This is a genomic window from Pseudogemmatithrix spongiicola (genome assembly GCF_030623445.1).
GTDB classification, from domain to species: Bacteria; Gemmatimonadota; Gemmatimonadetes; order Gemmatimonadales; family Gemmatimonadaceae; genus Pseudogemmatithrix; species Pseudogemmatithrix spongiicola.
Window position 1 is genome coordinate 423,424 of record NZ_CP130613.1, and the last position, 20,207, is coordinate 443,630.

The following is a 20,207-nucleotide window of genomic DNA, read 5'->3' on the forward strand; positions in this document are numbered from 1 at the left end:
AGTAGAGGCAAACCTCTAGAAACGTCCACGTCCAATCCAGCTCGCCGATGGATCGCCTCCGATTAGAAGAGGGCGCAGTGCCGGGTCGCCTCGCGACTCTCGTACTGGCCGCCGACCTCCTCGCAGGGCTCGCCTTGGTTGCCCTTGCACTCGCCGCAGTCGCGCTGCTGCCGCCTGCGCTCCAAGCGCAGACCGCGCTCGACGGCTATGTCCGCGACGGACTCCGCCAGAACCTCGGCATCCGCCAGCAGGCGCTGCAGGTCCAGCGCGCCGATGCGGCGCTGCGTGAGGCTCGCGGCAACTTCCTGCCCACCGCGACGATCAACGCCCGCTACACCAATGTGAGCGGTCAGGTCGTGAACCTCGGCGAACTCATCAATCCGGCCTTCGCGGCACTCAATCAATTGATCGGGGCGCCGCAGTTCCCGACGGACATCGACCTGCGCCTGCCGCTCAAGCAGGAGACGGCAGTGCGCGTCGCGCAGCCGATCTTCCAGGCCGAGATCTACTCGGGCTATCGCGCCGCCAGCGCCGCGCGGCAGGTACAGGAGGCGACGTTCGGCGTCGCCGAGCGAGAACTGGCCGCGCAGATCCGTGCGGGCTACCTGAACTACGGCAAGGCCCTGCGCTTGCACGAGCTTCGCGTCGCGACGCGCACGCTGCTCGAGGAACAGGTACGCGTGATGTCGCGCCTCGTCGAAGCCGGGCGCGCGACGCCTGATGCGCTGTCCCGCGCCCGCGCCGAACTCAGCGAGGCCCAACAGCGCGAGTCCGAGGCGCAGCAGTTGGTCGACGCCTCGCGCCAGAGCTTCAACCTCATTGTCGGCCGCCAGATCACCGAAGAGGTCGAAGTGATTCCCGCGGAGGCACTCGCGCTCGATGCGCTGCCGACCCTCGACGATGCGCTGCAGAGCGCCCTCGGTACCCGCGAGGAACTCCGTGCGCTGGATGCAGGCAAGCGCGCGGCCGATGCCCAGGCGTCGGTGGCACGGGGCAGCTACCTGCCAAACCTCGCCGTCGCGCTCGACTACGGCGTGCAGGGCAACGAATACCGGTTCCGCAGCGATGCGGACTTCGCCTTGGTCAGCGTCGTTGCGTCCTGGAACGTCTTCAACGGCAGCCGCGACGCCGCCCGCGTGCAGCAGGCCAAGCTCGACGCCGAGCGCATCTCGCTGCAGGGCCAGGACGCCCGCCGCGGCATCGAACTGCAAGTACGGCTCGCCTGGCAGGCCGCAGCGGTCGCCAAGCAGGCCATCGAGACGGCCGCCGCCCAGGAGTCCGCCGCCGACCGTACCTACCAGTTAGTGAATCGCCGCTACGAGGAAGGTCTCACGTCGCCGCTCGAACTCAGCGAAGCGCGCGTGCAGCGCACGGCGGCGCAGCTCAACGCGGTGTTCACGACCTACGACTACTACCTGCGCCGCGTCGAACTCGATCGCGCGGCTGCGCTCTATCCGAGGACCGCCCCGTGACCGCTCGCCTTTCGCTTCTCCTCGTCCTCATCGCGCTCACCGCGTGCGGAAGGGACGCCGAGCTCGGGTCCGAATCCGCGGCGCCCATCCCCGTGCGCGTCGTCCAGCCCCAGCCGCGCAGCGCGGAGCCAGACATCCAGCTCACCGGCATGCTTGGGGCCAAGGAAGAGATTCCGCTCGGCTTCAAGATCGGCGGCGTTGTCGCCAGCGTCGGCGTCGAGGCCGGTGACCGCGTCACCGAAGGCCAACTGCTCGCGGCGCTCTCGCCGGTGGAGATCGAGTCCTCGGTGTCTGCCGCGCGCGAAGGGCGCGACAAGGCGCGTCGCGATCTCGCGCGCGTCGAGCGCCTGCAGCGCGACAGCGTGACTACGCTGGCCCAACTCGAAGACGCGCGCACGGGACTCGAAGTCGCCGAGGCGCAACTGCGTGCGGCGGAATTCAACCGGCAGTACGCCGAGGTGCGCGCACCCGCGGCGGGCGTGATCCTGCGCAAGCAGCTTGAGCGCGGGCAGCTGGTGGCGCCGGGCGCCCCGGTGTTCCTGTTGCGCGCCGAGCGCACCGGGCTCGTGCTGCGCGCCGGAGCTGCAGATCGCGACGCCGTGCGGCTCTCCACCGGCATGCGCGCGCGCGTGGAGTTCGATGCGTACCCCGGCGTCGTCTTCGACGGCCGCATCGAGCAGGTGGGCGTCGCAGCGGCGCCGATGACGGGCACGTACGAAGTGGAGATCGCCGTCGAACCCGCCGGACGCCGGCTGGCCTCGGGGCTCATCGGCCGCGCGCGCGTGACGCCGCAGAGCGCGGCACCCGTCCTGACGCTTCCGGCGGAAGCGCTGCTCGAGGTCGAGGGACGCGAGGCCACGGTGTTTGTGCTCGATGCGGCGGAAAGCGCCGCGCAGCGCAAGCGCGTCACCGTGCTCTGGCTCGACGGGCCCTTCGCGGCCGTCAGCGGAGAGATTGCGGCTGACGCGCGCGTCGTGATCGCTGGCGCGAGCCGACTCGCCGACGGAACGCGGGTGCATGTCGTGACCGAGCGTACCCCGTGAGCATCGTCGGCTTCAGTGTCCGCAACCGGCAGTTCATGCTGGTGGCCTTCGTCGCGCTGCTCGCGACGGGCGCCTTCTCGATGCTCACCATCCCGCGCGCCGAGGACCCGACGTTCCCGATCCCGGTGTTCCCGGTCGTCGCGGTCTACCCGGGGGCGAGCCCGACGGACATCGAGCAGCTCGTGGTCGATCCCATCGAGGATCGCATCCGCGCCCTCGAAGACCTCAAGGACGTCAAGACGAGCATCGAAGACGGTCTCGCGGTCATCGTCCCGGAGTTCGACGTCTCGGTGGATGCCGACCGCAAGTACGATGAGATCCTGCGCGAGGTGAACGCCCTGCGCGGCGACCTGCCCAGTGACCTCGCCGTTCTCGAAGTGCAGCGCATCAACGCCGCCGACGTGAACATCGCGCAGTTCGCGCTGGTCTCCGTGACCGCGCCGTACCACGAGCTGGATAAAGCCGCTCGCGCCCTGCGCGACGACCTCGCCCGGCTGCCGGGTGTGAAGAAAGCTGAGACCTGGGGCTACCCGCGGCGCGAGGTGCGCGTCGCGCTGGACGTCGGTCGGCTCGCCGAGCTGGGCATCCCGCTCACCCGCGTGCTCCAGGCGGTCGGCGGGGAGAGCCTCAACATCCCCGGTGGCTCGGTGGACGCCGGCAACCGTCGCTTCAACGTGAAGACCAGTGGCGGCTACCGCTCGCTGGAGCAGATTCGCGCCACGGTGATCGCCGGTGCGCCGGGTTCGACGCTGCGCCTCGGCGATGTCGCCGAGGTGGAATGGGACTACGAAACCGTGAAGTACACGGCGCGGTCGAACGGCAAGCGCGCGGTCTGGATCACGGTCGCCATGCAGGAGAACCAGAACATCATGGCCGTCCGCGACCGCGTGTGGGCAGCGGCGGATGCGTTCGAGGCGTCGCTGCCGGCGTCGATGACCTTCGAGCGCCCGTTCGACCAGTCGAAGAACGTCCAGGCGCGCCTGTCGCGGCTCACCGCCGACTTCATGATCGCCATCGCGCTGGTGGTGCTCACGCTGCTGCCGCTGGGTTTCCGCGCCTCGGCCATCGTGATGGTGTCCATCCCGCTCTCGCTGGCCATCGGCGTGACGCTGCTCAAGGTCTTCGGATTCAGCATCAACCAGCTGAGCATCGTCGGCTTCGTCATCGCGCTCGGCTTGCTGGTCGATGACTCGATCGTCGTCGTCGAGAACATCGCACGCTGGCTGCGCGAGGGCAGCAGCCGCGTCAGCGCCGCGATCAAGGGCACGAACCAGATCCTCGTCGCCGTCATCGGCACGACGGCGACCCTCGTGTTCGCCTTCCTCCCGGTGATGATGCTGCCGGGTACGGCGGGCAAGTTCATCCGTTCGCTGCCCGCGGCGGTCGTCCTGACGATTGCGGCATCGCTGCTGGTCTCGATCACGATCATCCCGTTCCTCGCGGCGATGTTCCTCAAGGAAGAGGGCGATGAGCACGGCAACGTGTTCATGCGGGCGCTGAATCGCGGCATCGACGCCACCTACGGCAGGGTGCTGCACCGGGCGCTGGCGCGACCCGTGCAGACGCTTGCCGTCGCGGCTGTGCTGTTCGCCGGTACGCTGGCGCTGATTCCCTCCATTGGCTTCTCGCTGTTCCCGAAGGCCGGGACGCCGCAGTTCCTCGTCACCGTCAACGCGCCGGAGGGGTCTTCGCTCACCGTCGTCGACTCGGCCGTCGCATTCGCCGAGCGCGCGTTGGTCAAGCGCGAGTCAGTGCGCCAGGTGTACGCCAACATCGGGCGCGGCAATCCCAATATCTACTACAACATCCAATCGCTGGCCGAGCGCTCGACGCGCGGCGAGCTGTTCGTGCTGACGCGGGAGTACGATCCTGCGTCCACGCCGGCGCTGCTGGACTCACTCCGCGTGGAGTTTGACGCCTACCCGGACGCGCGCATCCAGGTCACCGAGTTCGAGAACGGTCCGCCGATCGATGCGCCCGTTGCCATGCGCATCACGGGTGACGATCTGGATTCGTTGCGCGCGATCGCGGCGCGCGTGGAGCGCGTGCTGGACGCCACCGAGGGTACGCGCGACGTACTGAACCCCCTCCGTGTCTCGCGCACCGACCTGCGGCTCCGCGCCGACCGCGCGAAGGCGGGCCTGTACGGCGTACCGACGGCCGAGGTGGACCGCGCCGTGCGACTCGGCCTCGAGGGCCTTGTCGCGGGGCGCGTCCGGGACCGTGACGGCGAGGAGTATGATGTGACGCTCCGCCTGCCTGGTCCGGCGCGAAAGGGCCCGGAGGTCCTCGATCGGCTCTACGCCGGCTCGGTCACCGGCGCGCAGGTGCCGGTGCGCCAACTCGCGTCACTCGAGTTCGAGACCTCGCCGCCGGTCATCCAACACTACGACGGCGAGCGCGCCGTGACGGTGACGTCGCAGGTGCGCACCGGCTACAACACCGACCGCGTCACGCGTGCCGTGCTCTCGGTGGTGGACACGCTCAGCCTGCCCGAGGGCTACGCCATCACGGCCGCGGGCGAGATCGAGAGCCGGCAGGAGAGCTTCGGCGGACTCGGGGCCGCGATCCTCATCGCGACCTTCGGCATCCTCGCGATCCTCATCCTCGAGTTCAAGACCTTCCGCGGTATGCTCATCGTGAGCTCCGTGATTCCGCTCGGCGTGATCGGCGGTCTCGTCGGTCTCTGGGTGACAGGCTACACGCTGAGCTTCAGCTCGGTGATCGGCTTCGTTGCCTTGATCGGCATCGAGATCAAGAGTTCGATCCTGCTAGTGGACTTCACGAACCAGCTGCGCGCCGAAGGTGTGGGACTCGACGACGCCATCGAGCGGGCCGGCAAGATCCGCTTCGTACCCATCGTGCTCACGTCGATGACGGCCATCGGCGGCCTCATTCCGCTGGCCATCCAGGGCAGCTCGCTGTACTCGCCGCTGGCCATCGTGATCATCGGCGGCCTGGTGAGCTCGACGCTGCTCTCCCGCCTGGTGACGCCGGTGCTCTACAAGCTGCTGCCGCCCACGCAGGAGGAAGTCACGCAGACCGGCGAGTTCGCGGTGGTGGCGGGCTAAGTGTCGGTTCTAAGGACGTTGTTCACGCTGCATGAGGAAGTGGAGCAGCGGCGGGACGCGGCCGAGCGACCGGTGCGGCCGTTCGACGTTGTAGCAATCTAGGAAGTCGGGCAGCGCCGCGTTGCGGTGCGCCGAGGTCCGGTATGGCTTCTTGTAGGCCCAGCGGCGGAGCGCGGTCTGGATGAAGCGCTCCGCCTTGCCGTTCGTCTGCGGGCGGTAGGGCTTGGTGCGCAGGTGCCGGATCCCGTGCGCGGCCAGCGCGGCCTGCACCGCGTGGCTCGTGTACGCCTTGGCGTTGTCGGTCATCACACCGGTGACGGCGATGCCCAGCTGCGCAAACCAGCGGCGCGCCGCCTCGAGGAAGCGGGTGCACGCCGCCGCGTCCTGTGTCGGCAGCAGCGCCGCGTACGCGAGCCGCGTCGCGTCGTCGACCGCGACGTGGAGATGGTCCTGCCCGAGCCCCCGACGGCGGCCGACCTTCGAGCGGTTGCCGTGCGCGCGATGGCCCGCCGTGACGAAGCGATCGAGGGCCTTCGTGTCGACATGCACGAGCTCGCCGGGCGTCTCGCGCTGGCAGCGCGGCCCGCCCGTCGCCCCCGGGCCCTTCAGCCGGCCCTGGCCCGCGCGCGTGAGGACCCGGCCCACGGTCGAGACCGCGAGCCCGAGCCGCTCCGCGATCTCCGGCCCGGTGAGCCGCGTCGCGCGCAGGCGGAGAATCCGCTCGATGAGCGCCGGCCGCGTGGCGGTCGGCGAGCGATGCGGGCGCGAGGAGCGGTCGGCCAGCGCCGCCCAGCCCCCGGCCGCGAAGCGGCGCAGCCACTTGTAAGCCGTGCTCGGGCTGATGTGGAGGGCCGCGGCGACGGCGCGCACCGGCTCGCCGTCGAGGACCACCCGGCGGACGAGCTCGGCTCGCCCCCAGGCGGTCAATCGCGCATTGTTGTGGATGTTCACTGAGGCCTCTGGCTGAAGGTTGGGTGGCTCGCACCTCCAGCTTCCTCAGTTATGCCTCAGTGAACAACCTCTTTAGAACCGACAGCTAAGCGGGGTCGGGCACCCAGCTGGCGCTGACGGCGCGCACGAAGCTGCCGCCGATCACGAGGCGGATGGTGTCGTCGGAGTGCCGCCGACGCACCATCGTCTCGACCACGTCGAAGATCCGCTTGGGATGCTTCATGCCGTCCACGTGCACGCCGCCGTCCTCGGCGTAGTGCGGCTTGTAGCGATCGAAGTTCACTTGGTTCGCGATCTCCGGCGTGGCGCCGGCCCTCGGAATCGGCATGCCAAGGCCTGCCATGTCGAGGTCCGAGCCGATGCCTACGTGCTCGGCGCCCACGAGCTTGATGACGTAGTCGATGTGATCCACGAAATGCTCGACCGTCACCGGTCCCTCGGGCTTGATCATGAAGCGAATGGCGGCGATGCCCATGACGCCGCCGTTGCGGGCGAGCGCGCGAATCGCGTCATCAGACTTGCAGCGCGCGTAGCCGGGCATGAGGCCCCGCGCAGCCGCGTGCGTGAACACCACGGGCTTCTTGGCGGCGGCGATGGCGTCCATCGTCGTCTTGTCGGCACAATGCGAGAGGTCCACCGTCATGCCCACGCGCTGCATCGCGGCCACGATCTCGTGCCCGAAGATGCTCAAGCCCCCGTCGTTGTGCTCGAGGAACCCCGCGCCGATGCGATTCTGGACGTTGTAGGTCAGCTGTGAGAGCCGCTGACCGAGCCGATGGAACGTCGTGACGTCGCCGACGGCGCGGAAATGGTCCGAGTTCTGCGTGGTGATCATGATGCCGACGCGGCCATCGCCGCGCGCGCTGGCGAGGTCCGCAGCGTCATCCACGCGGATGAACCATTCCGGGTGCGAGGCAACGAATCCGTTCCACTGCGCCATGAACTGCAGCATGGCTTCGTAGCTTGGACCGCCGCGTCCCAACGCGAGGGTCTTTACGCCGGAGCCGCGGAACGCGGCGAAGTCCTCGGCGGTGAACGTGCCCGGATCCTGCAGCCAGCGGTCGGCTCTGGGCGTACCCTGCTCGCGCATATCGGCAAAGGCGAACTGGCAGAGCATGTCGACGACGGGCGATTCCTGCATCAGCCGGATCGTGCGCGCGGAGTATTCGTCGCCGAGCGGGCCGAGAGCGTAGCGGCGCGTGAGGATGGCCGGCGCGGCGAAGGCGTTGCGCGGCAGGAGGCTCGCGGCCGACGCGCCGGCGAGGAGGCGAAGGAGGGAGCGACGTTGCATCGCGCGAATGTGCGCGTGGCGGTCATCGCTCACAAGGGGTAACGTAGACCATGCCGAAGCCACCTCGTTTTCTCGTGCGCGCGCCGGCGATGCTCCTTGGTGCGATGGTCGCAGCGAGCGCGCTAGGAGCACAGCGCACGACGGTGGTCGTCCGTGACGGCACGGGCGCATCGGTGTCCTTCGCGTACGTCGCGCCGGTCTCGGGTACGTCTGCGACGGCCGACTCCGCCGGTCGGGCGCTGGTCACGCTGCGCGGGCGTGATTCGGTGTTCGTACGTGTACGCCGCATCGGGTACACGCCGCTCGATCGCTGGGTGCGGCTGCCCGCCCCGGACAGCATCGAGTTCACGCTGGGACGCGTGGTGCTGCAACTCGAGTCGGTGGAGGTCGTCGGCGCGCGGGACACACCGCTGGCCACGCGCGGGTTCTATGACCGGATGGAGCGCGTGCGGCGCGGCGCGACGGTCGGGCACTTCATCACGCCCGAGGAGCTCGAGCTGCAGCTTCCGATGAATCTCTCGCAGGCGCTGCGCAGCGCACGCTATGTGAACATCAATCGCGTGGGACCGGGCCGCGACGTGCTGCTCGGCCGCGGTGGCTGCCCGATGAACATCGTCGTCGACGGAATGCTGGTGCAGGGTACCGCGCAGGACGAGGTGGTGGAACAGGTGCCGACGTCCATCAACCGCTCCGGCACGTACCGGCCGCCGACCATGGGACGGGGCGGCAACCTCGACATCAATGGGTTGGTCGGCGGCAACGAGATGGCGGCCATCGAGATCTATCCGAGCGTTGCGAACGCACCGGCGGAGCTGCAGGCCGCCGTAAGCTCAGGCCGCGGGACCTGCGGCATCGTCGCCATCTGGACGGGCGGTCGGCGTTAGCTGACCCGACTGGTCTTCCGCTTCAGGAAGTCCATGAGGATGAACTGCCCCAGCGACATCGTGTTCGTGAAGTACGCCCGCCCGCGCGTGATCGCGCTCACCATCTTCACGAACTCGACCAGCGCGCGGTCCCGCGCCAGCATGAACGTGTTCACGGGAATCCCGCTCTTTCGGCAGGCCGCCACTTCCTGCAGCGTCTCCTGCAACACGTAGGCGTCCAACCCCATCGAATTCTTGTAGATGCGGCCGTCCGGCATCGTCAGCGCGCTGGGCTTGCCGTCGGTGATCATGATGATCTGGCGCATGTCCTTCTTCTGCGCCATCAGGATGCGCCGCGCGAGCTTGAGACCTTCCGCCGTGTTCGTGTGATACGGCCCCACCTGCGCCTTGGCCAGCGCGCCGATGGGAATCTCTTCCGCCGAGTCGTGGAACAGGATCGTCTTGATGGAATCACCCGGGAACTGCGTCGCGATCAGGTGCGTCAGCGCCAGCGCCACCTTCTTGGCCGGCGTGAAGCGGTCTTCGCCGTAGAGGATCATCGAGTGCGAGCAGTCGAGCATCAGCACGGTCGCGCAGCTCGAGCGGTACTCGCTCTGCCGCACCATCAGGTCCGAATAGTCGAGGTCCATCGGCACGTCGAGCGAGCCGGTGCGGAGCATCGCGGCCTTGAGCGTCTCGTTGACGTCGAGGTTCAGCACGTCGCCGAACTCATAGGGCTTGCTGCCCGCATCGGCCTCGATGCCCGTCGCCAAATACGGCGTGTCGTGCGAGCCGAAGTTGCTCTTGCCGATGCCACCCAGGATGCCGCGCAGCGCCTTGTAGCCTAGGAAATCGATGCCCTTCGAGGTAAGATCGAACTGCACGTCCTGCGCTGCGGCCTTCGCCAAGCCTCCGGGCCCGAACACGCTTTGGTGCCCCGCGGGCGCCTGGGGCGGCTGCTCGGCCTTCAGGAAGCCCTCGGCCATCAAACGCTGCACGATGTCGTCGAGCAGCTTGGCGAGCTTGTCCTCGGAGATGTCGTCGCCATCGCCGCGCAGCGCCTCGAGCATCTCCGGCGTGAACTGGCCGCTTTGGATCAGCGCGTCGAGGATGGCTTGCTTGAGCGCGTCGAGGGAGCGGTCGCCACCCGGTTCCTCGTCTTCGAAGCCCCAAGGGTTGGCTGGTCCGCCGCCGGCGAATCCCGATTGGAGGAGGAAGTCCGCGAGCTTGTCCAGCAATGCCTGCAGGTCCACGGCATCCGCGGACTCGGGGCTGAACTTCTTGTAGGTATGGAAACGCACGCGAACCTCTCCAGCCGGGGCTACTGCATCAACACGAGAAGCGCGAGATAGGTGCCAGACGCGGCTCGTGGCAGCCGATGGAAGCTCGCTTCACGGCGGTGACCTGTTACGGGGGGCCGCATCCGGCGAGATTACGTCAGCAATGTCCGCCGCCACGTCCCTGAATCCGTTCCGGACCCTCGTCCGTTACCGGAACTTCCGCATCTTCTGGATCGGGCAGAGCGTCTCGCTCATTGGCAGCTGGATGCAGCAGATCGCGGTAGGCTGGCTGGCGCTCGAACTCTCGAACGATGCCTTCCTGGTCGGTGTCGTCGCCGCGGCGGGAACCTTCCCCATCCTCATCTTCTCGATGCCCGGCGGCCTCCTCGCCGACCGCGCCGACAAGCTGAAGATCATCCGCACGGCCCAGGCGCTGATGCTGCTCGAGGCCACGGCGCTGTGGTGGCTCGCGTGGACGGGGCACCTCACCATCGGTTGGCTCATCGCGCTGACCAGCATCGGTGGCCTGCTGGCCGCCTTCGAGATTCCCGCGCGCCAGGCCCTCTGGGTGCATCTGGTGGACCGGCACGACCTCCCCAAGGCCATCGGTCTCAACTCGATGGGCTTCAACCTCGCGCGGGTGCTGGGCCCGACGATCGCCGCCGTCGTGATCGCGAAGTTCGGCATCGCGTGGACCTTCGGCCTCAACGCGCTGAGTTTCCTCGCCGTGCTGCTGAGCCTCGCGCTCATCGCCATCCCGGTCGAGGCGCGCGAGCTCGAGGGCGCACGCAAGGGCGCGCTCGACGGCATGCTCGAGGCCCTGCGCTACGTCCGCAGCACCAAGCCCCTGCCGGCGCTGATGCTCGTCGCCATGGTGTTCTCGATCCTCGGCATTCCGGTCATCACCCTGTTGCCTGTCGTCGCGCGCGACCTGCTGGGCTTGGGGCCCGAGGGCTACGGTGCGCTGATGGCGTCGCTGGGCATCGGCGCGATGGCCGGCGCATTGGCCATCGCCGCCACGGGCGGCGGTGGGCGCAAGGGTCGCACGCTCTGGATCGCCTCGCACGCATTCCCGCTGTTGCTCGTGATCTTCGCCCTCGTGCGCCTGCCGCAGCTCAACGCGCTGCTGCTCTTCGCCACGGGCATCACGATGATCGTCAACAACGCGCTGGTGAACTCGCGCCTGCAGGAGATCGTCCCCGACGCGATGCGCGGCCGCGTGATGTCGCTGTACATCATGGTGTACATCGGGGGCTCGCCGATCGGCAGCTTCGTGGCCGGCGCGCTCGCGAAAGCCGTCGGTACCGCCTGGGCGATCGGCGGCACCGCGGCGCTCATGCTACTCTTCGCGCTCTGGGTGTTCCGACGGGAACCCGCGCTCACGGCGCACTGAGCGGCCGTACTGCCCGCCCTCGGACCGCGAGAGCTTCCGTCGCGCCACCAGCGCCTCGAGGACAAGCTCGCAGCTCGACACCAGCGCATCGTCATCGCCGTGCGGCAACGATGACTCGCGCACGATGCCCATGAGTCCCGGCACCGCGCCAAACCCGGCTTTCGCCGCCGCGGCCGTCGCGTCGTCGCTCACCTGCAGTGCCTGGCCTTCGTCGAACCAGATGATGATCTCGTCCAGCGGCAGCGACGGCTCCCGTTCCTTGAGCGTGGCATCCGCCGCGCGGCGGATGAGTTCGCGCGCGATCACCGCGCCGCCGATGAGCTCACCCTCGTACTCCAACTCGATCTTGCCCGTGATGGCCGGCAGCGCCGCGTAGAGGTCTGCGAGCCGCGGCACCACCGCCGGCTCATTCAACCGCACCGCCCGCCGCTCGGCGTTCGAGACGATGTTCTCCATCAACGTGATGCTGAGCCGCTGCGACACGCCCGAGCGCTGGTCGATGCGCTTCTCCTTGCGCGCCTCGAAGGCCACGCGCTCGGCCACCTCGGCCACCAACTCCGGCACGCGGACCGGCAGGCCGTCGCGCTGCGTCCACGCTTCCTGCGACGTGATCTCCAGCGCGAGGTCGACCGTGCTCGGGTAGTGCGTTTGGATCTCCGAGCCGATGCGGTCCTTGAGCGGCGTGATGATCTTGCCGCGCGCCGTGAAGTCCTCGGGGTTCGCGGTGAAGGCGAGGACCACGTCCAGCGCGAGACGGACGGGGTAGCCCTTGATCTGCACGTCGCCTTCCTGCATCACGTTGAACAGGCCCACCTGCACCTTGCCGGCGAGGTCGGGCAGTTCATTCAGGGCGAAGATGCCGCGGTGCGCGCGCGGCAGCATGCCGTAGTGGATGCTCAGTTCATCGGCGAGCAGGTGTCCGCCGCGCGCCGCCTTGATCGGATCCAAGTCGCCGATGAGGTCGGCCACCGTCACGTCCGGCGTCGCGAGCTTCTCGACGTAGCGCTGGTCCGACGTCAGCCAGGCGATCGGCGTGTCGTCGCCGGCTTCCTTCACGCGCTCACGGCCGAACTTCGAGATCGGCGCGAACGGATCGTCGTTCACCTCGCTGCCCGCGATGACGGGAATCGCCGGATCGAGCAGCGTCGTCAGCGCGCGCAGGATGCGCGACTTTGCCTGGCCGCGGGTGCCGAGCAGGATGAAGTTGTGCCGCGAGAGCAGCGCATTCACGATCTGCGGCATCACGGTGTCTTCGTAGCCGAGCACGCCCTTGAACAGCGGCTGGCCGCTCTTGATGCGCGCGAGCAGGTTCGCGCGGAGCTCGTCCTTCACGGAGCGGCCCTTCTTGGGCGCGGTACCGAACTCGGAGGCGCGCAGGGCGCCGAGGGTCTGCGGCAGGGACTTCGTCACGATACGCCTGGGGTTGGAGGCCAGCCCACTAACGCGCGAGGGGCCGCCGCGGTTCAATCCGCCGCGCGGATCTCCACGAGGCAATCGTAGAACGTCGGTCCCGCACCCATGTCGGTGAGCTTCTGCGACGTCACGGCGTTCACATTCCGGCCGTCCGTCGAGAGCTTGGCCCACCAGATGCCCGGCGCCCACGCCACCGCCTCGCGGATGCCTTCGCGCAGCCGCGCCCGCGCCGTGAAGTGCCCGCGATCGTTCTCGACGATCACCATCTGGCCGTCATGGATGCCGCGCCGCTCCGCATCGCGCGGATGCAGCGAGACCTCGGGCTCCTTCGCCGCACGCTGCAGCGGCCCGATGTTCACGAAGGTCGAGTTGAGGAACTGGTGCGCCGGCGAGGAGATCAGCGTGATCGGGTACTTCGCTGCCAAGGCCGGCACCTGCTCGGGGAACTCGTGCGGCGGCGTGAAGTCGGGCAGGGGATCGAGCCCCATGTCCGCCATGCGCTGCGAAAAGAACTCGCACTTGCCGCTCGGCGTGCGGAAGCCGCCACGGGCGAACGGCACGTACGGCTTGGGCAGGTTGAGCCGCAGCCATCCGTGCTTCTCCAGCTCCTCGAAGCTCAGGCCCTTGAGCGCCTCGGCCTGCGAATCCAGCGCCTGCTTCACCAGCGTCACGTCGTCGTCGCGCAGGCTCTCGTGCTCGAGCCCCATGCGTGCGGCCAGCCGCCGGAAGATCTCCGTGTTCGGCAACGCCTGGCCCACCGGCGCGATCGCCGGCTTGTTGAGCGAGGCGTAGAGGTGCCCGTAGGAGAAATGGATGTCCCAGTGCTCGAGCTGCGTCGTCGCAGGAAGGATCCAATCGGCGTAGTCCGCCGTGTCCGTCCGGAAATGCTCCAGCACGACGACAAACAAATCCTCGCGCTTGAAGCCTTCGATCACACGCAGGAAGTCCGGCGCGATCGCCGCGGGATTCGAGTTGTACACGACCAGCGCCTTGACCGGCGGACCACCGACCCCCGCATCGGGCTTCGTCAGGGCGTCGCCGAGCAGTGACATGTTGATCGTGCGCGTGCCGGCTGGCGAGAGATCCTCACGGTGCAGCATCGCGCGATTGAACGCGAAGTTCGCGCTCGACGAGAGGTGCACGCCGCCGGCGGGACGCCGCCAGTGCCCGACCACCGCCGGGAGGCAGGCGATCGTCCGCACGGCCATCGCGCCGCCACCGTGGCGCTGCAATCCATAGTTGATGCGCACGTAGGCCGCCTTGGCCTTCGCGTACTCCCGGGCCAGCGTGACGATCCGCTCGGCGGGCACACCCGTGATCTCCGCCACCTTCTCCGGCGGGTAGCGCTTCACGCGCTCGTGCAGCTGCTCGGCGCCCAGCGTGTACTGCGTCAGATAGTCGTCGTCCTGCAGCCCCTCGGCGAAGATCACGTGCATCAAGCCCAGCGCGAGGGCGGCATCGGTACCGGGGCGGATTCCGATCCACTCATCGCACTGCTCCGCCGTGCGTGTACGGATCGGATCGATGCAGATGACCGGCGTGCCTTTGGCGCGCGCCTCGAGCACCTTCGGCCAGAGGTGCGGATTGCTCGTCAGCGTGTTCGTGCCCCAGAGGATCACGAGATCGCTCTCCGGCACCAACTCGGCGTCCGCGCCGATGCTCGCGCCCACGGTCATGCGCATGCCCCACATGCCAGCGGTCGCGCAGATCGTGCGGTCGAGCTTCGATGCGCCCATCAAATGGAAGAAGCGTCGGTCGATGCTTTCGCCCTGCAGCAGGCCCATCGTGCCGGCGTAGGAATACGGCAGGATGCTCTGCGGCCCGTCGGCCGATGCGCGGATCGCATTCAAGCGCGCGGCAATCGCATCGAGGGCTTCATCCCAGCTTGCTTCGACGAATGTCGCGCCCGGACCCTTGGGTCCCACGCGCTTGAGCGGCGTGAGCACGCGGTCCGCATGGTACGTGCGCTCGAGGTAGCGGTTCACCTTCGTGCAGAGGAAACCCTGCGTGAAGGGATGGTCCTTGTCACCTTGGATGCGCGTCGCGCGACCGTCCTCGACCGTCACCAGTGTGGCGCAGGTGTCGGGGCAGTCGTGCGGGCAGGCGCCGCGGACGACGGTCGCCGTCACGCGATCGCCTCGACCTGCGCGCTCATCGCGAGCTCACCCTGCTTGACCTGCACCGCACTGCCCGGCACGATCTCGCGGCGCAACATCGCGATGGCCAGCGGGCCGCGCTCCGGCGAGACCACGCTCGAGCGCACCTCGCCGATCTCCTTGCCCTCGGCGTCGACGACCGTCGCGCCGCGCGGCAGCGGCGACTCCGCCCGCAACCAGCGCAGGTGCCGATTCACGTGTCCGCGGAAATGGATGCGCGCCACGACTTCCTGGCCGGTGTAGCAGCCCTTGGTGAAGGAAATCGCGCCCAACGCGTCGAGATTCGCTTCCTGCGGGATCGTCTCGCCGTCCATTTCGACGCCGAAGCGCGGCAGGCCGCGCTCCACGCTGAGGACCTCGAGCTGCTCCGCGCTCACGTCGCGGATGCCCTGCGCCTCGAGTGCCGAGCGCAACTCGACGATGCGCGCCGGAGCGGCCACGATGTCCAGGCCGGGGACGCTGAAGTCATCCGAGCGAATCACGTCGACGCTGCCGTCCTCGCTGCGCCACAGCGCCAGCGGTGCGAGCGCGTCGAAGACCTCGTGCGACGCGCCAAGCAACGGCGCGACGAGCTTCGTCGCGCTCGCCCCGTAGACGCCGAGGCAGGCGGTCTGCTCGGTGATCACCGCGTACTTCGCCGTGCGCGGATTCACGAATTTCCTGATCATCCCGACGAAGGCGTCGGCGGACGACGGCTCGCAGTCGACGAAGAGATCGGCGCCGCGGTCGACGACGCGGATCATCGCGATGACGCGGCCCTTCGGCGTAAGCGCGACGGCGCGTTGGCCATGCCCCGGCTGCAACGCCACGACGTCGTTCGTCACCAGTCCACCCAGCGACTCCTTGGCCTTCTCACCCGAGAACAGCATCCGGAGCCGCGTGCTGCGGTCCACGAGAAACGCGGTCATCCGATCCCCTTCACCGCCGGGCTGAGGAGCAGGCGCAAGCGTTCCGGCGTGAAGTCCGCCAGCGACTCGACCCAGCAATCGGCTTCCATCGCGTCCTGCGGTGGGTGCGCGCCCACCAGCACCGTGAGCAGGCCCGCCTCGCGCGCGGCGCGGACGCCGACGACGCTGTCCTCGACCGCCACGCCACGCAGCACTTGGCCCGGGAACAGCTCGGCTACCCGCGCGAGTGCCGCCTTGAACGGCGCGACCGTCGGCTTCGCGGCGGGTACGTCCTCGAGCGTGATGACCGGACGGAACACGCCGTCGAGCCCGCCGAGCTGCAGCACGAACTCGACGTCGCGGCGCGAGGCGCGCGTGACCACCGCCAGCCGCGCCATCGCCGACAGCTTCTCGAGCGCGGCGCGCAGGCCCACGGGCATCGTGACGCCCTTGCCGAGCCGCGCCGCGAACGCCCGTTCGGCGCGCAACCGCGCGAGGTCGACGGCGGTGGGATCGTCCGGCGCACCGGCCGCCTCGCGAATGCGCAGGATGGCATTCTCGAACGTGCGACCCTGCGCGAGCGGCAACAGCTCACCCGTCAGCGCGATGCCGTCCGCCGCCAGTGACTCGGCGAGCGCGGCATGCCGCAGCGTCGCGGTGTCCGCGAGGACGTTCTCGAACTCGATCATCAGGACGGGCAGCTCCATACCCGAATGCTAATCGGTCCGCGACCTCGCGTAGGCCGCGTCCAGGAGCTCGACCGGGTGCCGCGCCAGCACCGCCGATCCCTCGACCAGCAGCCCGGCGCCTATCTGCATCAAACAGCCCGGGTTGGCGGTCGCGACGATGCGGGCGCCGCTCTCGTGAATCCGGGCCAGCTTCGGCTTCAGCACCTGCTGCGCGACGTCCGGCTGGACAATTCCATAGATGCCGGCGGAGCCGCAGCATTGGGCACTGTCCTGCAGCGGGACCAGTCGGACGTCGCCGACCGCGTGCAGCACCTGGAGCGGCGGTTCGACGATTCGCTGGGCGTGCTGCAGGTGGCAGGGCGCGTCCCAGGCAACAGGCGTCTGGCTGGCCGTCGGCGCTGTCGGTTTCGGGCCGGCCTGGACCAGCAGTTCCGAGACATCGCGCACCTTCGCGCTGAACGCGGAGGCCCGCGCCGCCCAGGTCGAATCGTCGGCGAGAAGCTCGCCGTACTCACGGCACATGGCGCCGCAGCCGGCCGAGTTCATGGCGATGAACTCGGCGCCGCTGGCCTCGAACGCGGCGATGTTGCGGCGCGCGAGGTCCCGCGCGGTCGCGGTATCGCCCGCGTGCGCGTGCAGCGCGCCGCAACACACCTGGCCCGAGGCGCGCACCAGCGCGAAGTCGTTCTCCACCAGCACGCGCTCCGTCGCCCGGTTGAGCGATGGCAACAGGCCCTCCATCACGCAGCCCGTCAGCAGCGCCGTGCGGCCGCGGCTTCCGGTTCCCCGTGGCTCGTAGGTCGGCACCGGATCGCGCGCGGTGGTCGCCAGCATCGCGGCGGGCATGCGCAGCGCGCGCGGCGCGAGGCGCGCCGCCACATGCGTAACGCCGAGCGCGCGGACGACGCGCGCCGTCCAGAGGCCGATGCGCAGTAGCCTGTCGCGCGCGAATACGGCGAGCACGACACGTGCCAGGAGGGGAAGCGGAGTCGTCACGCGTTGGCGCTCCCGCGTGCCCTCGAGGATGCGGCCGTAGGGCACGCCACTCGGGCACGCGGTCTCGCAGCCGCGGCAGCCGAGGCACTGGTCGAGATGCCGCGCCACGTCGGGATCGTCTCCGGCGATGCGCCCGTCCAGCAAGGCCCGCATGAGCACCAGCCGTCCCCGCGGCGAATCGTTCTCGTCGTCGAGCGCGAGGTATGTCGGGCAGGCCGGCAGACAGAAGCCGCAGTGCACGCAGGCGTCGAGCCCGTGGCGCATCGCGTCGTCGGCGACGGTGTGTCGGTGGCTGTTGGTCTCGCGCATCAGGCGGCCTCGCCGAGCAAGCCGGGATTCAGCACGCCACGTGGGTCGAAGGCCTCGCGCACGCGCTTCATCAGTGGCGTCCACGTCCAGTGCGTGGCCGGCGGTGGTGCCTGGTCGTGCCGTACGACATCCCAACTCCTGGCGCCGAGCTCAATGCAGGCGCCGATCCGAGCGAGCGCCTGACGCGCCGCGGCGACCTGCGGCGCGTTGCCGCCGAGCCGCAGCAGCCAGGCGCCCGGCCCCGGATGGCCAAGCGTCCGTGCGGTGGCCTCTCCCAACGGGAGTGCGGCCAACGGCGGGAGCGCGCCGTGCTGGAACGCGCGCATCGCCGTCGTCGTGGCGCCTTCCACCAGCAGGGTGACATCCGCGCTCGGGCGCGCCCGCAGCCGCAGGTGCACCTCGGTGATGACCGCGAGCGTGCCCCAGCTGCCCACCATGAGCCGCGTGAGGTCGAAGCCGGCCACGTTCTTCACCACGCGGCCGCCGGCGCGCACGATGCGTCCGCGCCCATCCACGCATTCGAGACCCAGCACCAAGTCGCGCGGACGCCCGAGCGCCTCGGCGAAGGGACCGCCGGTCGCCGTGGCGATGGCGGCGCCGACGCTGCCGCGGTCGTCGCCCCACGGGAGCAGCGGACACCACTGGCCGTGCGCTGCCGTCGCGGCGTCGATCTCGGCGAGGGTCGTGCCCGCCCCGACGCTGATGGTGAGGTCGCCTGGCGTGTAGTGGCGGACCCCGCGAAACGCGTCGAGCCGCAACTCGTGCGCGGCCACCACCGGCGCGCCGACGTGCATCCAGCTGCCGGCGCCGCGGATGCGCAGCCCCCCGACGGCGTCGCGCACGATGTCGGCGACATCCTCCACCCGATGCGGATGCAGCGCCTCGCGTGCAAGACTCATCCCGCCAATCCTCCGCGCAGGGCAGGGAGGCCCTGCCACTCGCGGCAACTGCGCAGGGGCACGACCTTGCCGGGATTCGCCCGTCGCGCGGGATCGAAGGTCTCGCGCAGCGTGCACATGGCGTCGAGCGTGTCCGCGGTGAACAGCCGTTCCATGTACGGCAGCTTGTCGAGTCCGACGCCGTGCTCGCCGGTGATGGTCCCCCCGGCGGCGATGCAGCGCTCCATGATCTCCTGCATGGCGGCATGCACGCGCGCCGATTCGTCGGCGTCATCGGCGTCGTACGGGATGTTGGGATGCAGGTTGCCGTCGCCCGCGTGGAACACGTTGCACACGCGCACCCCGTGCCGTGCGCCGATGGACGCGATGTCGCCGAGCAGTTCGGCCAGCTGCGTGCGCGGGACGACCGCGTCCTGCACCACCAAGTGCGGGGCGACGCGTCCCATGGCGCCGAAGGCCTTCTTACGACCTTGCCAGAGTCGCTCGCGCGCCGCGGCATCGGTCGCGCGCTTCACGTCGCGCGCGCCGGCGGCGCTGCAGATCGCCGTGACGGCGTCGGCATCGGCGTCGAGTCCGGCGCGCGGGCCGTCCACTTCGATGAGCAGCACGGCCGCGGCGTCCACGGGATATCCAGCGGCATATACGCTTTCCTCGACGGCGCGGATCGTCGCCTGGTCCATCAGCTCCAGCGCGGCCGGCACGATGCCCGCCGCGATGATGCGCGAGGTCGCATCCGCCGCCTCGGCCACCGACGTGAAATCGGCGAGCATGGTGATGATGGCTTCGGGGTTCGGCGTGAGCTTCAGCGTGAGCTCCACCGCGATGCCAAAGCAGCCTTCGCTGCCGACGAAGGCGCCGAGCAGGTCGTAGCCGCCATGGTCGCCGCGGTCGAGGGTCACGAGCTCGCCGTCCGGCAGTACGACCGTCGCGCGCAGCACGTGGTTGAGCGTCACGCCGTACTTGAGGCAGTGGGGCCCGCCGGCGTTTTCGGCGACGTTGCCGCCGAGCGTGCAGGCGGCTTGGCTCGAGGGGTCGGGCGCGTAGTGCAGGTGGAACGCGGCGGCGGCGCGGGTGAGCGTGGCGTTGACGACGCCCGGCTCAACAGTCGCCGTGCGCGCGTCGGCATCGATGTTGATGATCCGGCGGAGGCGCTGCACGCCGATGAGCACCGTATCATCGGCGAGCGCGCCGCCCGAGAGCCCGGTCCCCGCTCCTCGCGCGACGAAGGGTACGCCGTCCGCGGCGAGCCGCCGTACCACCGACACGAGCTCCTCCTGCGTGCCCGGAAACACCGCGAGCCGCGGCCGCTTGTGGTAACCCGGAAGCGCGTCCGACTCGTAGGCCAGCAACGTCGAGTGGCGTGTGAGCACATGCCGCGCCCCCACAATCGCCCCGAGATCGGCAGCGAGCGATTCCACGCGCAAGGCGGCACCGGCCATGCCGCAAACTAGGCGCCGGCGCCGCGACGTGTGTAGGGGGAAAACTGAAGACGGA

15 protein-coding genes are annotated in these 20,207 nt (G+C 69.2%); 5 read left to right on the forward strand and 10 right to left on the reverse strand.

Going from position 1 to position 20,207, the window contains the following annotated elements; all coding sequences use genetic code 11:
- Nucleotides 1-77 precede the first annotated feature (77 nt).
- From Strain318_RS01925 to Strain318_RS01935, 3 genes are read left to right on the forward strand one after another with little or no spacing between them, the layout of a single operon-like run.
- Nucleotides 78-1,472: a TolC family protein gene (locus Strain318_RS01925; RefSeq protein WP_367886849.1), complete on the forward strand. Its 1,395-nt coding sequence runs from the start codon at nt 78-80 to the stop codon at nt 1,470-1,472.
- A complete protein-coding gene (locus Strain318_RS01930; RefSeq protein ID WP_367886850.1) occupies nt 1,469-2,515 on the forward strand; it encodes an efflux RND transporter periplasmic adaptor subunit in 1,047 nt (348 codons plus the stop codon). The genes Strain318_RS01925 and Strain318_RS01930 overlap by 4 nt, the downstream gene beginning before the upstream one ends.
- On the forward strand, nt 2,512-5,586 hold the full coding sequence (locus Strain318_RS01935; protein WP_367886851.1) for an efflux RND transporter permease subunit: 3,075 nt from the start codon (nt 2,512-2,514) through the stop codon (nt 5,584-5,586). The genes Strain318_RS01930 and Strain318_RS01935 overlap by 4 nt, the downstream gene beginning before the upstream one ends.
- 9 nt (nt 5,587-5,595) lie before the next feature.
- On the opposite strand, the gene Strain318_RS01940 is transcribed toward Strain318_RS01935, so the two are convergent.
- Together Strain318_RS01940 and Strain318_RS01945 are read right to left on the reverse strand one after the other, a co-directional pair.
- A complete protein-coding gene (locus tag Strain318_RS01940; RefSeq protein ID WP_367886852.1) occupies nt 5,596-6,537 on the reverse strand; it encodes an IS481 family transposase in 942 nt (313 codons plus the stop codon).
- An 85-nt stretch (nt 6,538-6,622) separates the two neighbouring features.
- Entirely contained in the window at nt 6,623-7,828 is a 1,206-nt protein-coding gene (locus tag Strain318_RS01945; protein ID WP_367886853.1) for a dipeptidase, read from the reverse strand.
- Nucleotides 7,829-7,878: 50 nt separating this feature from the next.
- Here Strain318_RS01945 and Strain318_RS01950 point away from each other — a divergent pair, with 50 nt between their 5' ends.
- Nucleotides 7,879-8,712, forward strand: coding sequence for a hypothetical protein (locus tag Strain318_RS01950; RefSeq protein WP_367886854.1), 834 nt, complete (start codon nt 7,879-7,881; stop codon nt 8,710-8,712).
- On the opposite strand, the gene Strain318_RS01955 is transcribed toward Strain318_RS01950, so the two are convergent.
- Complete coding sequence (locus Strain318_RS01955; protein WP_367886855.1) at nt 8,709-9,992, reverse strand: vWA domain-containing protein; 1,284 nt, start codon at nt 9,990-9,992, stop codon at nt 8,709-8,711. The two genes, Strain318_RS01950 and Strain318_RS01955, sit on opposite strands and share 4 nt — an antisense overlap.
- 142 nt (nt 9,993-10,134) lie before the next feature.
- On the opposite strand from Strain318_RS01955, the gene Strain318_RS01960 reads away from it, so the two are divergent.
- Nucleotides 10,135-11,364 (forward strand): MFS transporter, encoded by a 1,230-nt coding sequence (locus Strain318_RS01960; RefSeq protein ID WP_367886856.1) that lies wholly within the window; start codon nt 10,135-10,137, stop codon nt 11,362-11,364.
- Here Strain318_RS01960 and Strain318_RS01965 read toward each other — a convergent pair.
- From Strain318_RS01965 to Strain318_RS01995, 7 genes are read right to left on the reverse strand one after another with little or no spacing between them, the layout of a single operon-like run.
- Nucleotides 11,311-12,774, reverse strand: coding sequence for a magnesium chelatase (locus Strain318_RS01965; protein WP_367886857.1), 1,464 nt, complete (start codon nt 12,772-12,774; stop codon nt 11,311-11,313). The two genes, Strain318_RS01960 and Strain318_RS01965, sit on opposite strands and share 54 nt — an antisense overlap.
- A 53-nt stretch (nt 12,775-12,827) precedes the next feature.
- Entirely contained in the window at nt 12,828-14,906 is a 2,079-nt protein-coding gene (locus Strain318_RS01970) for a molybdopterin-containing oxidoreductase family protein (protein ID WP_367886858.1), read from the reverse strand.
- Nucleotides 14,903-15,841 carry a CAF17-like 4Fe-4S cluster assembly/insertion protein YgfZ gene (ygfZ, locus tag Strain318_RS01975; RefSeq protein ID WP_367886859.1) on the reverse strand — a complete coding sequence of 313 codons (939 nt, stop codon included), beginning with the start codon at nt 15,839-15,841 and terminating at the stop codon, nt 14,903-14,905. Before ygfZ ends, Strain318_RS01970 begins: the two co-directional genes overlap by 4 nt.
- A complete protein-coding gene (locus tag Strain318_RS01980; RefSeq protein ID WP_367886860.1) occupies nt 15,838-16,527 on the reverse strand; it encodes an HAD family hydrolase in 690 nt (229 codons plus the stop codon). The genes ygfZ and Strain318_RS01980 overlap by 4 nt, the downstream gene beginning before the upstream one ends.
- A gap of 9 nt (nt 16,528-16,536) precedes the next feature.
- Complete coding sequence (locus Strain318_RS01985; protein WP_367886861.1) at nt 16,537-17,814, reverse strand: (Fe-S)-binding protein; 1,278 nt, start codon at nt 17,812-17,814, stop codon at nt 16,537-16,539.
- Entirely contained in the window at nt 17,814-18,713 is a 900-nt protein-coding gene (locus tag Strain318_RS01990; RefSeq protein ID WP_367886862.1) for an FAD-binding oxidoreductase, read from the reverse strand. The genes Strain318_RS01985 and Strain318_RS01990 overlap by 1 nt, the downstream gene beginning before the upstream one ends.
- Entirely contained in the window at nt 18,710-20,152 is a 1,443-nt protein-coding gene (locus Strain318_RS01995) for an FAD-binding oxidoreductase (RefSeq protein WP_367886863.1), read from the reverse strand. The genes Strain318_RS01990 and Strain318_RS01995 overlap by 4 nt, the downstream gene beginning before the upstream one ends.
- Nucleotides 20,153-20,207 lie beyond the last annotated feature (55 nt).

Coding starts and splice junctions, on each gene's coding strand:
- Strain318_RS01990 (WP_367886862.1), bottom strand. CDS start 18,713: ATGAGTCTTGCACGCGAGGCGCTGCATCCGCATCGGGTGGAGGATGTC.
- Strain318_RS01960 (WP_367886856.1), top strand. CDS start 10,135: ATGTCCGCCGCCACGTCCCTGAATCCGTTCCGGACCCTCGTCCGTTAC.
- Strain318_RS01980 (WP_367886860.1), bottom strand. CDS start 16,527: ATGGAGCTGCCCGTCCTGATGATCGAGTTCGAGAACGTCCTCGCGGAC.
- Strain318_RS01985 (WP_367886861.1), bottom strand. CDS start 17,814: ATGCGCGAGACCAACAGCCACCGACACACCGTCGCCGACGACGCGATG.
- Strain318_RS01945 (WP_367886853.1), bottom strand. CDS start 7,828: ATGCAACGTCGCTCCCTCCTTCGCCTCCTCGCCGGCGCGTCGGCCGCG.
- Strain318_RS01950 (WP_367886854.1), top strand. CDS start 7,879: ATGCCGAAGCCACCTCGTTTTCTCGTGCGCGCGCCGGCGATGCTCCTT.
- ygfZ (WP_367886859.1), bottom strand. CDS start 15,841: ATGACCGCGTTTCTCGTGGACCGCAGCACGCGGCTCCGGATGCTGTTC.
- Strain318_RS01995 (WP_367886863.1), bottom strand. CDS start 20,152: ATGGCCGGTGCCGCCTTGCGCGTGGAATCGCTCGCTGCCGATCTCGGG.